Source organism: Thiorhodococcus minor, from assembly GCF_010820565.1.
Classification (GTDB): domain Bacteria; phylum Pseudomonadota; class Gammaproteobacteria; order Chromatiales; family Chromatiaceae; genus Thiorhodococcus; species Thiorhodococcus minor.
Map to the genome: position 1 here is coordinate 1 of NZ_JAAIJQ010000114.1, position 13,811 is coordinate 13,811.

Here is a 13,811-nt window from a genome sequence, read left to right on the forward strand (position 1 = left end):
TTGTGCAGCCGAGTCTCGTGCTGGAGGCCCTTTAGAATTCTCATCGTTTTGTCAAAGATTTTGTCGATAAGGGACTAAGGTGTTCAGCCCGGCTGATCGCCGGCGGCGGATCGGCCGAGTGTCCGACTCGGGTCCAGAGGAGGTCGCGCTTGCGGTCAGGACAGCCTTCGCGGCCGCGTCTGGCTGGGAGCAGACCCCAGTCGCCGAGCGCGCGGCCTGTCTGGAGCGGACCGCGGATCTGCTGGAGGCCGACATGGGCCGGCTGATCGCGCTCTGCTGTCGGGAAGGTGGCAAGACCATCGCGGATGGCATCGCCGAGGTGCGCGAGGCGGCCGACTTCTGCCGCTATTACGCCGCACGCGCCCGGGAGCTGTTCGCGGAGCCAATCGAGCTTCCGGGGCCAACCGGCGAGCGCAATCGGCTTTCGCTCCACGGTCGGGGCGTCTTCGCCTGTATCAGCCCCTGGAACTTCCCCGTCGCCATCTTCTGCGGGCAGATCGCCGCCGCGCTCGCGGCCGGGAATGCCGTGGTCGCCAAACCGGCCGAGCAGACCCCGCTGACGGCCGTCCAGGTGGTCGAGCTGTGCCACCGCGCCGGCATCCCGGGCAATGTGCTGCAGCTCGTGCTGGGCGACGGTCCCTCGGTGGGCATGCCCTTGGTTGCGGACCCGCGCATTGGCGGCGTTGCCTTCACCGGCGGTCTCGACACCGCGCGCGCCATCAATCGCGCCCTGGCCGAGCGCCCCGGCCCCATCGTGCCGCTGATCGCTGAGACCGGCGGCCAGAATGCCATGATGCTGGACTCCTCGGCGCTGCCGGAGCAGGCAGTCGCGGACATCCTGGCATCCAGCTTTCAGAGCGCCGGGCAGCGTTGCTCGGCCCTGCGTGTCCTCTATGTGCAGGAGGACGTGGCGCCGCGCCTGCTCGAGATGCTCGCCGGCGCCATGGCCGAGCTGCGCATCGGCGACCCCTGGGATCTGAGCACGGACGTCGGGCCCATCATCGATGAGGCCGCGCGCGAGCGGCTGGCCGAGCACTGCGCGCGCATGGAGCGCGAGGGGCGGCTGATCTACCGCTGCGATCTGCCGCCGGGCGCCGAGCACGGCTGCTTCTTCCCGCCGCAGGTCTTCGAGATCGACGACATCGGCCGCATCGGCGGCGAGGTCTTCGGCCCTGTCCTGCACGTCATCCGCTATCCGGCCGAGCACCTCGACATGGTGATCGAGGCGATCAACGCGACCGGGTATGGGCTCACCTTCGGCATCCAGAGCCGCATCGGCCGCACCGTCGAGCATGTCACCAGCCGGATGCGGGCCGGCAATCTCTACGTCAACCGCAACATGATCGGCGCCGTCGTCGGCGTGCAGCCGTTTGGTGGGGAAGGGCTGTCCGGCACCGGGCCCAAGGCCGGCGGGCCGCACTATTTGCTGCGGTTTGCGACGGAGCGCGCCCTGAGCGTCAACACGGCGGCGGCGGGCGGCAATGCGGCGCTGATCGATCTGGCGGCGGAGCAGGATGGCTCGGCGTCGCAATCGCCGTCAGACAGGCGTAAAGCGGCTCGGCTATGATCCTGAGCTTGGCGATGGCGTTTGCGTCCCCGTCTCGGCGCAGGGCGTGGATGCCTGGGCGGAGATGAACGCCTTTCTTCTCAAGGAGCGCTCCTCAATGGTGATGCGATATCCCCGGAATCGGGTGCGACGGATGCTGTGGTTTTGCCTGTGCTGGCTCGCCGTCCTGGTCCTGGTCGGCTGTGCCAGCGGTCCCCGCTTGCTCATGCCGACGCCGACGCTCTACGCCGCGCATCCGGACGATGGTCCATTCGATGCGGTGGCCGAGGAGCTGCGCCGGACCGAGGTCGACCTGCTCTACATCACCGACCGGCTGCCGGATTTCTCACCGGAGGCGGAGCTGCCCTATGGTCAGGTACGCTCGCGCTCCATCGCCTTCGGCTCCGCCCTGGTCGAGATGACGCCGGTCGCGGACTGGCAGACGCTCGAGCGGGAGAGCCTCTTGGCGGAGCGGACCCAGGACATTCAGCTGGCCCTGGGTCCGGTCAAGGAGCTCGATCGCTTTCCTCTGGAGCCCTACGACATCGAGCGCACGGCCTCCGGTCGGATCCTGCGCAGTCCGGGCGTGATGACGCGGCACAAGCTCGCGACCGAGGCCTTTCGGCGCGAGCTCCAGCGCCGTCTGAAGTCCGCGCCGAGCAAGCAGGTCATGCTCTACGTGCATGGCTTCAACGAGACCTTTGCGACAGCGGCCTACACAGCCGCCGAGCTCTGCCACTTCTTCGCCCACGATCAGGTTTGCGGCTATTTCACCTGGCCGGCCTCTTCCAGCGGGAACTTCCTGCTCTCCTACACGACCACCACCGAGTCGGCGGAATACTCCGTCGGCCATCTCAAGAAGGCGATCCGAATGATCGTGCAGACACCAGGTGTCGAGGGCGTGCAGCTCTTGGCGCACAGTCGCGGATCTGCGGTCCTGCTCAGTGCCTTGCGTGAGCTGGCGATCGAGTCGATCGCCGCGGGCATCCCGCCTTTGCAGTCACTCAAGATCGAGAATGTCGTCCTCATGTCGCCTGACATCGATGTCGACGTTGCGACGCAGAAGGTCGAGGCCTTTGGCTCGGACCCGGATCTGATCGCCCACTGGGACAACGAATTCGTGCCCGACCTGCTGCACGGCCGGCTGACCATCTACGCGTCCCCAGAGGACCGCGCGCTGCGCCTGTCGAAGTTCCTCTTCAGGAGCAAGCACCGCGTCGGTCAGCTCCGTCCTGAGGACATCAGTCCCGCGGGTCAGGCCTATTTTTCCAAGTGGGGCGAGATGGATCTGGTCGTCTACGAGGGCAAGCGGACGGACATCTTCGGCCACTCCTACTTCACCAGCAATCCCGACGTCAGCTCGGACCTGATCCAGCTGGTGCGCTTCGGGCGTGCGCCGGGCGAGCCCGGTCGATCGCTGGTGAAGACGGGCCCCGTCACCTGGGAGTTTCCGAGCGGCGCCGCGCAGGATATCGCTCGGGCGGGGGGCGAGGCCGCAGGCGCGCGCGTCGGAGCCGGCGAGGGAAACGAGTGAATCGGGTCGGTCCGACCTGGGGCGTGGCGAGTGCCGCGCTCCTGCGGATGTTAGGATGAGTCAGGACCCCGCGCGGCCCAGGCGCGGATGACCAAAAAGGAAGTCCCGCCGTGCCAGACAGACACCTGACGATCCGCGCCCTCCTCACCGGCATTGTGCTCGGTGCTGTGCTGACACCCTGCAACATCTATTCGGGGCTCAAGATCGGCTGGTCCTTCAACGTGTCCATCATCGCCTTGCTCATTGCGACCGGGCTCTGGGCGCTGATGGATCGGCTGCGGATCGGCGCGCCGCTCAGTGTGGGCGAGGGCAACATCGCCCAGACGACGGCCTCATCCTCCGCCAATATCATCTCGGGCGGGCTGGTGGCGCCGATTCCCGCCCTGGCCATGCTGACCGGCTCCAATTTGCCCACGGGGCAGTTGCTGGCCTGGGTCTACGCGGTCAGCTTTCTCGGCATCTGGGTCGCCTGGTATCTGCGCGATTCCCTCATTCTGCGCTCCGGACTGCCGTTCCCGACGGGGCGCGCCACGGCGGAGACCCTGCTGGAGCTCTTCAACAAGGGCCGCGAGGCCGCGCTCAAGCTGCGGGTGCTGATCGCGAGCACGGCGCTCGCCGGCGGCGTGAAATGGCTGGATACGGGCTGGCTGCCTCTGCCGCGCCCGAGTCTGGGCTTCAGTCTTCCGGCGGCGGGCAAGCTGACTGGGCTCGGGGCCGTAACCGCCAAGAACCTCACCTTTACGCTGGATCCCTCGCTGATGCTGGCGGGGTTCGGCGCCATCATCGGCTTCCGCGCCGGTGTCTCCTTGCTGCTCGGCGGCATCCTCTCCTGGGGCCTTCTCGGGCCGATTGGGCTGTATCAGGGATTCGTGACGCCAGGGGAGGCGGATCCCGACCTGGCGTGGTTCGCGGCCATGATCGAGTGGCTGCTGTGGCCTGGCGTCGCGCTCATGGTAGGGGCGGCGCTGACCAAGTTCGCCTTCCATGCCTACGCGAGCCGGCGCCAGCAGGCCGAGCACTTGCGCGCGACGGAGCCCGGTCATGCCGCTTGGCTGCGGCTGCTCGGGCTCGTGGTGGCGAGCGCCTTGGTCGTCCTGGCTCAGGTCAGCTTCTTCGACATCCATTGGGTGATCGCGGCCTTGGCCGTGCCGATCGCCTTCGTCCTGGCAATGGTCGCTTCGCGGGTGGTGGGTGAGACGGGTATCCCGCCCATCGGGGCCATCGGCAAGGTATCGCAGCTGAGCACCGGCGTCCTGGCGCCTGGTGAGATGACGGCGAATCTCATTGGGGCCAATGTCGCCGGCGGTGCCGCCGGGCAGAGCGCGGATCTGCTCAACGACTTCAAGGCGGGACACGCGATTGGCGCCCCGCCTCGGCTCCAAGTGGTTGCGCAGATCTTCGGTGTGCTGACCGGCAGTATCGTCGGCAGCCTGGTCTATCTGAGCCTCATTCCCGATCCGGGGTCCATGCTGATCACCGAGGAGTGGCCGGCGCCGGCGGTTGCGACCTGGAAGGTCGTCGCGGAGACTTTGAGCCAGGGGCTGTCCTCCGTACCAGCAAGCGCGCTCTGGGCCGTCGCCATCGGCGCTCTCAGCGGTATCCTGGTCACGGTCCTCGAGCAGCGCCGAGGTCTCCGCTGGCTGCCCAGCATGCCCGCCTTTGGGCTCGCCATGGTGATCCCGGCCTCGCTGTCCATCACCATGTTCTTCGGCAGTTTGGTCGCCAAGCTGCTGGAGCGCTGGAGTCCGACCCTTGCGCAGCGTTTCCTCATCGCCGCAGCCTCGGGGCTCATCGCCGGAGAGAGCCTGGCCGGGGTCGCTCGCGCCCTATTGGGCATCATTGGGTAGTCCGGTCGTCATCTATTGACGGTGGATATATTCTGAGAGTGCTGTAGCATTAAGGCTCGCTGCGCAACGCGGCTGCATGACTCGGCGCCCTCACGCGCCACATCTAACCGGCGGCTTCTGACCGCCAACTCAATTGCAGGCTCCCTGCTCATCGCGGATTCCGATCCGCACCGCTCGGCGCATCTTCCGCGTCGACCGTAACTTGGACGACCTCGGGTCGCTGTTGTCTGCGGCTCGGACCAAACCCGGAAGGCGTTTGCCTGGTCCGCTTGCGTCTTTTGCCACCAAACTCTCCCAGCTGCTGGGATCGGAGGTGACATGACTAACACTCAACCTAGACAAGATTTCGGGCAGAATCCCTTACAGGTTCGCGACACCAACCATTACACGGAGGAGTACGTGCATTCCTTCGTGGACAGATGGGATCAGCTCATCGACTGGGATCGCCGCGCCGAGAGCGAAGGCGATTTCTTCATCAGGCTGCTCAAGGAGCATGGTGCCAAGAAGGTGCTGGATGTCGCGACAGGAACAGGTTTCCATTCGGTTCAGCTCCTGAAGGCGGGGTTCGAGGTGACGAGCGCCGACGGCAGCCCGGTGATGCTAGGCAAGGCGTTCGAGAACGCGCGCCGCCGCGATCACATCCTGCGCACCGTGCATGCCGACTGGCGCTGGCTGAACCGGGACGTTCACGACTACTATGACGCCGTCATCTGTCTCGGCAACTCCTTCACCCATCTGCATGACGAGAACGATCGCCGCAAGGCGCTGGCCGAGTTCTACGCCACCCTGAAGCACGACGGCATCCTGATTTTGGATCAGCGCAACTACGATGCCATCCTCGATCACCAGATCGCGCCCACCCACAACTTCTACTATTGCGGCGACAACGTCCGCGCTACCCCAGAGCACATGGACGAGTCCCTGGCCCGGTTCCGCTATGAATTTCCGGGTGAAGAGGTGTTCCACCTCAACATGTTCCCGCTGCGCAAGAACTATGTGCGGCGCCTGCTCAAGGAGGTCGGATTCCAGCGCGTCACCACCTACGGCGACTTCAAGGAGACCTACCGGGAGACCGAGCCGGATTTCTTCATCCATGTGGCGGAGAAGCGCTATATCGAAGAGGGTAGCGACGCATGAGCACGCAGTATTCCCAGGTCGTCGAGACGGCGCGTACCTACTACAACAGCGAGGACGCTGACAATTTCTACTTCCACGTCTGGGGCGGGGAAGACATCCACATCGGTCTCTACGCGACCCCAGGCGAGCCGATCGCCGAGGCGAGCCGCAAGACCGTGGAGCGCATGGCGTCTTGCGTCAAGGGGCTAGGTCCGGATACCCGCGTCCTAGACCTTGGATCTGGCTATGGCGGTGCGGCGCGCCATCTCGCCAAGACCTACGGCTGCAAGGTCACTGCCCTCAATCTGAGCGAGCGTGAGAACGACCGCAACCGTGAGATGAGCCGGGAGCAGGGCTTGGGCGAGCTGATCGAGGTGCGCGAGGGCAGCTTCGAGTCCGTTCCAGCGCCCGACGCAGCCTATGACCTGGTGTGGTCGCAAGACGCGATCCTGCACAGCGGCGAGCGTGATCAGGTTATCAGCGAGGCCGCGCGCGTGCTCCGCCCCGGCGGTGAGCTGGTCTGCACCGATCCCATGCAGGCGGACGATTGTCCCGAGGGCGTGCTGCAGCCGGTCTACGACCGCATCCATCTCAGCTCGCTGGGCTCCATCGGCTTCTACCGCGAGGCGGCCGTGCGTCACGGCCTGCAGGAAGTCGACGTCATCGAGATGACCGAGAATCTCGTGGTGCACTATCAGCGTGTCTACGAGGAGCTGCAGCGGGTGCGTCCGGAGCTGGGCGGGCTGGTGTCGGACGCCTATATCGAGCGTATGCTGACTGGCCTGACAAACTGGGTCGAGGCCGGGAAGAAGGGCTATCTGAGCTGGGGCATCCTCCACTTCCGCAAGCCCGCCTCCTAGAGCGATTTCTCAAAATCGCCTACCGACAACCCATGGCACCCGGGAAGCCCGTGATGCTCCGTAAACGCCTGGGGGGATGAGCGCCCGGCGCCCCTGATGGCGCATCGATCCTGCGTCCCCCGGAGGCATCGCCCGCAAGCGGGCTCCTACCGAGAAGAGCGCGTCGGAGCCCGCTTGCGGGCGATTGGTATCAAGATTCTCGGAAATCGCCTAAGGTCGATGTCTCTGTTGACGCTCGCTCTGGCTCTAGATGATTCGGCCGATTCTGAGCCCTCCACTGCTGCGGCCCGTCTTGGGTTAGAGTGACGCGCATGGGGCGGGAGCGCTCGGGCGGCTGAGTTGGGACTAGACGGCGCGGCCTCGCGACCTGCCAGGGCATCCCCAGAGTGGGTGCTGCCAGCCGCGACTGGCATCCATGTCGGGACGTTTCCGTTATGCCAAATGAAAGCATCTATCGCATCAGGTTCGTGAGTCAGGGCGACGTCTATGAGCTCTATGCCCGAAGCGTCGACTCGAGCCGCCTCTACGCCTTTGTCGAGGTGGCCGACATCATCTTCGGTGAGCGCTCGGAGATCCTCGTGGATCCCTCGGAGGAGAAGCTCAAGGCGGAGTTCGAAGGCGTCAAGCGCACCTATGTGCCCATGCATGCCGTCATCCGGATCGACGAGGTCGTCCAAGAGGGGCAGAACCGCATCGTCGGCAAGGGCGAGGGTGGTACGGTGACGCCTTTCCCGATGCCGGCGCAGCCCAAGGGGCGCGACTGAAACTGACCTGGGTTGGCACATGGCGCTCGGCCTCAGGCCTCAGGCGCCTTCGCCATGCTCCTCGCGCTGCTTTTCCCCATCCCATGTGGCTGCAGCTGTGGGTAAGCTGTTAGGCGTCCAGATAACGACTTGCCGCAACGGCGGTTCTTTGTCTCCGGTCACTTTTTGATCGGCTGTGAGCGACTCCGGTGCTTGGCCTTGGCTCCGATCGGTCGAATCGGCCGGGCGCTTGACCGCGCTGCGCGGTCTTTCGGTCCTGGCATCCCGCCCCAAGATCTTTGGCTCCAGAGGTTTGGAGCCGTCGCATGCCATTCGCCTTCGATAACACCTACGCCCGTCTGCCCGATCACTTCTACGCGCGCTTGGCGCCGGCCCCGGTCAAGCGGCCGGAGCTGATCAAGCTCAATCTGGCCTTGGCCGAGCGGCTCGGTCTGGATACGCAGGCACTGGCTGCGCCCGATGGTGTTGCCATGCTTGCGGGGAACCAGGTCCCGGAGGGAGCCGATCCCCTGGCGATGGCCTACGCGGGGCATCAGTTCGGCAGCTTCGTGCCTCAGTTAGGCGACGGGCGCGCCATCCTCCTCGGCGAGATCCTGGCGCCAGACGGTGAGCGTTTCGACATCCAGCTCAAGGGCTCGGGACGGACGCCCTTCTCGCGCGCGGGCGACGGCCGCGCCTGGCTCGGTCCGGTGCTGCGCGAGTACATCGTCAGCGAGGCGATGGACGCCTTGGGAATCCCGACGACGCGATCGCTCGCGGCCGTGACCACGGGCGAGACCGTCTATCGGGAGGCGCCGCTGCCCGGGGCCGTGCTTACAAGGGTCGCGCGGAGCCACGTCCGCATCGGGACCTTCGAGTATTTTCTGACCCGCCAGGACATCGGTGCGCTTCGGAGGCTGGCGGACTACGTCATCGACCGCCATTATCCGCAAGCCGCGCAGGATGAGCGTCCTTACCGCGCGCTGCTTGAGGCGGTCATCGGGCGTCAGGCGCGGCTGGTCGCGCGCTGGCTGGGCGTGGGCTTCATTCACGGCGTGATGAATACGGACAACATGTCGATCGCCGTTGAGACGATCGACTATGGCCCTTGTGCCTTCATGGACAACTATCATCCGGGGACGGTCTATAGCTCGATCGATCACGCTGGGCGCTACGCCTATGGGAATCAGCCGCGCATGGCGCAGTGGAATCTGGCGCGTCTTGCGCAAGCGCTGCTGCCGATTCTGGATGCCGATCAGGACGAGGCATTGAAGCTGGCGCAGGCGGCCGTGGATGACTTCCCCGGCCAATTCGAAGCGGCCTATCTGGAGGTCTTCCGCGCCAAGCTCGGCCTCGGCGAGTCGCGCGCGGACGACGGGGAGCTGGTCACGGCGCTGCTCGAGCTGATGGTCGAGGCCGATGCCGACTTCACCAATAGCTTCCGGACCCTTTGTGACGCGGCCCTGGGGCAGGACGCGGGGCTGCGTGAGACGCTGGGTGGACCTGCCGCGCTCGACGCCTGGCTGTCGCGCTGGCGCGCGCGCCTCGCGCAAGAAGGGGGCGCGGACCAGACGCGGGCGGCGTCGATGCGTCGCGCCAATCCTGCCGTGATTCCGCGCAACCACTGCGTCGAAGCGGCCTTGGATGCGGCCGTGGAGGGCGATCTCGCTCCGCTGAATACCCTCCTCGACGTCTTGAGCAAGCCCTGGGAGGAGTCTCGCCAGAGTGCCGCGCTCCAACGCCCGCCGCAGCCGCATGAAGTGGTAAGACAGACCTTCTGCGGCACTTGAGCGGCGCAGGGCTGGCGACACTCAGGGCGGCTCTGCATACTAGTCGCGCGTCACCAGCCGTTCCCCGCCAGCGCCCATAGACTTCGCACGGATGTATCACGACGAACTGACCGAGTGCCTCGAATGCGGCCTGCTGCAGCGCAATCCGGTGCTGCCGCCGAGCGGTACGGCCGAATGTGCGCGCTGTGGAGGCGTCTTGCATCGCGACCGCCCGGACAGTCTCAACCGGACGCTGGCGCTCACCCTTGCCGGCATCGTGCTCTTCATCGTCGCCAATAGCTTTCCCTTCCTTACCTTCGAGATGCAGGGCCAGCTGACGGAGAGCACGCTGATGACGGGCGTGATCGACCTCTATCAGGCCGGCAACTGGTTTATCTCCGGGGTCGTGCTCTTCACCAGCGTGCTGGCGCCCGGGATCCAGCTGGCCTTGCTGCTGCTGGTGCTGATCCCGCTCAGGCTCGGGCAGATGCCCGCCTGGCTGCCGCGGGTCTTCCGTCTGGTTCGCACGCTCACCCCTTGGGGCATGATGGACGTCTTCATGCTCGGGATCCTGGTATCCGTCGTCAAGCTGTCCGAGATGGCGACCATCATCCCCGGGACCTCGCTCTTTGCCTTCGGCGTGCTCATCCTGGTCCTGGCCGCTGCCCAGTCGGCGCTCGACCCTGATCTGGTGTGGTCGCGGGTCCCGCCGCTCAAGGATGTCTCGCGCCCCATCCGTCCCGGCGATGATCACGTCGCCTGCGACGTCTGCGAGCTGGTCATGCATCGCGATTCGGCGATCGACGACGGGCGGCGCCTGCGCTGCCCGCGCTGCATGGACGTGCTCCACGGGCGCAAGCCCAACAGTCTGCAGCGCACCTGGGCCTTGGTGCTGGCCGCCATCGTCTTCTATGTTCCGGCCAACCTGCTGCCCATCATGACGGTGACATCGCTGGGGCGGACTCAATCGGATACCATCTACAGCGGTGTCGTCTTCCTGCTGACGCACGGGATGTGGCCCCTGGCCATCGTGGTGTTCGTCGCCAGCATCTTCGTGCCCCTGCTGAAGCTGCTAATCCTGTTGACGCTGCTGCTCTCGGTGCACTTCCGCTGCAGCTGGAGTCCAAGGGACCGCACCCGACTCTATCGGGTCACCGAGGCGATCGGGCGCTGGTCGATGGTAGACGTCTATGTCGTCACCATCCTGGTCGCGCTCGTGCGGCTCGGCAATCTCGCCAGCGTGCAGGCGGAGGCGGGCGCCGTCTTCTTTTGTGCGGTCGTGATCATTACCATGCTCGCGGCCATGTCATTCGATCCCAGGCTCATCTGGGATGTCCTGGAGCAGGAGCATGTCGGAGCCCCAGATGGGTCAGGGAGTCTCGCCCCAAGGCCCGGCGGACAGACCGCCTGAGTCGGTCCCACAGGCGGTCGTCCGCAGGCGCAGCAGTCTCTCGCTGGTCTGGCTGATTCCGTTGTTGGCGGTCGCCATCGGTGTCTGGCTGGCGGTCAAGACGTTATCGGAGAAAGGGCCGACGGTGACCATCGAGTTCAAGACCGCCTCTGGCCTCTCGGCGGGCCAGACCAAGGTCAAGTTCAAGGACGTGGACGTGGGGCAGGTGACTTCGATCGACGTGAGCGAGGACCTCAAGAGCGTCATCGTGACCGCCGAGCTCAAGCACGCCTTCTCCGACTTCCTCACCGAGAACACCAGGTTCTGGGTCGAGCGCCCGCGTGTGACGGCGAGCGGCGTCTCCGGTCTGGATACCCTGCTGTCAGGCGCCTACATCGCCCTGGATCCCGGGACCGAAGGCCGCGCGATGCGCCACTTCAAGGGCCTGGAGGAGCCGCCCGCGATTACGACGTCGGAGGACGGCAAGCAGTTCGTTCTGCGCGCCCCCGCGCTGGGGTCGCTCAATATCGGCTCACCCGTCTACTACCGCCAGATCCAGGTCGGGCAGGTGGTCGGCTATTCGCTCGATCAGGATGGCAAGGCGGTCAGCATCGACATCTTCGTCGCCGCGCCCCATGACGTCCTGGTGACGGCGCGGACGCGCTTCTGGAACGCCAGTGGGATCGACTTCTCGATCTCGGGGAGCGGCGTCAAGGTGGATACGCAGTCGCTCCTCTCCATTTTGGTTGGCGGCGTGTCCTTCGATACGCTGGATACCTTGGATCTGGATCCCGAGGCCGACGCCGCGCCCAAGGCATTTCCGCTCTACGAGACCCGGGATGCCGCCTACGCCAAGACCTACTCGCGCAAGGAGCGCTATCTGCTCTTCTTCGATGGCTCGGTGCGCGGTCTCAGCGTCGGCTCGCCCGTGCTCCTGAAGGGGATCGACATCGGCCGCGTGCTCGATGTACAGCTCCAGTTCGAGGAGGAGAGCCTGAGGTTTCGCATCCCCGTGCTGGTCGAGGTCGAGCCTGACCGTGTCGCCATCGCTGGCGGGCGGCGTTTGCCGGAGGATGCGCACCTGATCGACCGTCTCGTCGAGAACGGCCTGCGCGGTCAGCTCAAGTTCGACAGCCTGCTGACTGGCGAGCTTTACGTCGATCTCGACTTCTATGATGCGGCGGCCCCGGAGTCGGTGGCCATGTATAGCGGCTATGAGGTGATTCCAACCATTCCGACCCCGCTGGAGACATGGGCCACCAAGGTCACCAATGTGCTCGACAAGATCGATGCCATCCCCCTCGATCAGATCGGCAAGGACCTAACGGAGACGGCCTCCGGGGTCAATGCGCTCGTCAACTCCGAGGCGCTCAAAGGTGCGATTGCCGAGCTGGAGGCCGTGCTCGTGCAGGTCAATGGGCTGGCCGCGACACTCAACCGCGATATTGCCCCCGAGCTGGCGACAACGCTGAAGGAGACCTCGGCCACCTTGAAGAACGCCAATGCCATGATCTCGAGCAACTCGCCCGTCACCATCGAGATGCAGCGCATGTTCAAGGAGATCTCGGCAGCGGCGCGCTCTGTGCGCGTAATGGCAGACTATCTGGAGCGCCATCCGGAGGCGCTGCTGCAAGGCAAGGGGAGGGGGCGATGAGGGCGATCTGGATCTGGCTGGCGGTCTCGACGATGGTGCTGAGCTTGATTGGCTGCGCGAGCACGCCGCCGTCGAGCTTCTACACCCTCTCGCCCTTGCCGATGGATGAGCAGATCCCGCCCGAGGGACTGAGCATCGGCCTGGGTCCCGTCAGCCTGCCGGTGTTTCTGGATCGGCCGCAGATCGTCTCGCGCGAGACCGACAATCGGCTGCGGGTGGACGAGCTGCACCGCTGGGGTGGTACCTTGCAGGACGATTTTCTACGCGTCTGGAGCGAGAACCTCGCCCTTCTGCTCGGCACCAGCCGCATCCTCATCTTCCCCAGCGAGATCCGCTTCGCACTGGATTTCCGTATCGCCGCCGAGGTGCTCGCGTTCGAGCAGGGGGCTGACGGTCAGGCGGTTCTCAGGGTGCGGTGGATGGTGATGGACGGCCGCACAGACGAGGTCTTGCTCGTGCGTCGGCAGACCTATGGGGAGGCGATCCCCGCCCCAGGCGATACCAACGCCATGCTGGTGGCCTTGAGCGCGACCGTTGGCGACTTCAGCAAGGATGTCGCTAGCGCGCTGCGGACACTGCCTCGGCCAGTGGGCCAGGTCGCTCAGCCGGAGCTGGAGCAGCGGAGGCGAGGCTGATGGCGGTGTGATGGCCGCTGCGGGAGTCGATGGCCTGGATGCGTTTCGCGCCGTCGCGCTCGCTTGCCCGCGGCCTGGCTCAGCCCTGGCTCAGCTCAGTGCAGCACCTCGTCGAGCGAGGTCGCCGTGAGCAGCCGCTCGGACCAGGCGAGCAAGGTCGTCTCGTCCGCTGTGGCAAGGCGCTGCTCGATGTCTTCCGGCAGCGCGCCGAACTTCAGGCGCAGCTGCCGCGCGAGGACGCGGGCCTCGCCCTGCTGCATCCCTTGCTGCATCCCTTGTTGTATACCTTGTTGCATACCCTGCTGCATGCCTTCTTCACGGAAGCGCTCGGCAAAGCGGCTCATGGTCTGTGCCTCCTCGGGATAGTCCTGCTGATATTGTAGGCGCTCGGCCTCGCTGAGATCGGCGTAGATGTCGATGAAGTCGAGGTACTTGAGCCGTTTCTCGGGATCGGGCTCCAGTGCCGTGAGTCCGCGCACGGCTTGGGCGTAGACCTCGAGCTTGTGCTCCGCCGGATAGTCCATGCTCGGTCCTGTCAGGCGCGCGACGAGGTTGTCGCTATCTCGGTAGTCCGCGTAGCGCAGCTCGCCGAGCGCGCAGCGCAGGTACTGGAAGTCGAGATAGCTCTGGCGGTCGCAGCAATTCCCGCTGACCGCGGAGGGCAGCGGCGATGAGGGATCGGGACCGGCGGCAAAGATCGCCGGGCGCAAGCGCTCC

General features: G+C 65.5%; 11 protein-coding genes. 10 read left to right on the top strand and 1 reads right to left on the bottom strand.

Annotated features, from left to right (window positions below; all coding sequences use genetic code 11):
- Nucleotides 1-79 precede the first annotated feature (79 nt).
- The 10 genes from putA to G3446_RS23655 all read left to right on the top strand — a co-directional run bounded on the left by putA (nt 80) and on the right by G3446_RS23655 (nt 13,094).
- Nucleotides 80-1,567 (top strand): bifunctional proline dehydrogenase/L-glutamate gamma-semialdehyde dehydrogenase PutA, encoded by a 1,488-nt coding sequence (gene putA, locus G3446_RS23610; RefSeq protein WP_164455943.1) that lies wholly within the window; start codon nt 80-82, stop codon nt 1,565-1,567.
- Entirely contained in the window at nt 1,515-3,080 is a 1,566-nt protein-coding gene (locus tag G3446_RS23615) for an alpha/beta hydrolase (RefSeq protein ID WP_245232719.1), read from the top strand. Before putA ends, G3446_RS23615 begins: the two co-directional genes overlap by 53 nt.
- A 110-nt stretch (nt 3,081-3,190) precedes the next feature.
- Complete coding sequence (locus tag G3446_RS23620; RefSeq protein ID WP_164455945.1) at nt 3,191-4,927, top strand: OPT/YSL family transporter; 1,737 nt, start codon at nt 3,191-3,193, stop codon at nt 4,925-4,927.
- Nucleotides 4,928-5,245: 318 nt separating this feature from the next.
- Nucleotides 5,246-6,064: a glycine/sarcosine N-methyltransferase gene (locus G3446_RS23625; protein WP_164455947.1), complete on the top strand. Its 819-nt coding sequence runs from the start codon at nt 5,246-5,248 to the stop codon at nt 6,062-6,064.
- Entirely contained in the window at nt 6,061-6,903 is an 843-nt protein-coding gene (locus G3446_RS23630) for an SAM-dependent methyltransferase (RefSeq protein WP_164455949.1), read from the top strand. Before G3446_RS23625 ends, G3446_RS23630 begins: the two co-directional genes overlap by 4 nt.
- Before the next feature lie 434 nt (nt 6,904-7,337).
- Nucleotides 7,338-7,667, top strand: coding sequence for a DUF1820 family protein (locus G3446_RS23635; protein ID WP_164455951.1), 330 nt, complete (start codon nt 7,338-7,340; stop codon nt 7,665-7,667).
- 305 nt (nt 7,668-7,972) lie between these two features.
- Nucleotides 7,973-9,436 carry a protein adenylyltransferase SelO gene (locus G3446_RS23640; RefSeq protein ID WP_164455953.1) on the top strand — a complete coding sequence of 488 codons (1,464 nt, stop codon included), beginning with the start codon at nt 7,973-7,975 and terminating at the stop codon, nt 9,434-9,436.
- A 91-nt stretch (nt 9,437-9,527) separates the two neighbouring features.
- A complete protein-coding gene (locus G3446_RS23645) occupies nt 9,528-10,826 on the top strand; it encodes a paraquat-inducible protein A (protein WP_164455955.1) in 1,299 nt (432 codons plus the stop codon).
- Complete coding sequence (locus tag G3446_RS23650; RefSeq protein ID WP_164455957.1) at nt 10,765-12,459, top strand: PqiB family protein; 1,695 nt, start codon at nt 10,765-10,767, stop codon at nt 12,457-12,459. The genes G3446_RS23645 and G3446_RS23650 overlap by 62 nt, the downstream gene beginning before the upstream one ends.
- Nucleotides 12,456-13,094, top strand: coding sequence for a PqiC family protein (locus tag G3446_RS23655; RefSeq protein WP_164455958.1), 639 nt, complete (start codon nt 12,456-12,458; stop codon nt 13,092-13,094). The genes G3446_RS23650 and G3446_RS23655 overlap by 4 nt, the downstream gene beginning before the upstream one ends.
- A 95-nt stretch (nt 13,095-13,189) precedes the next feature.
- On the opposite strand, the gene G3446_RS23660 is transcribed toward G3446_RS23655, so the two are convergent.
- Nucleotides 13,190-13,811 (bottom strand): DUF4351 domain-containing protein (locus tag G3446_RS23660; RefSeq protein WP_164455961.1); only part of this gene is annotated, 622 nt, incomplete at its 5' end.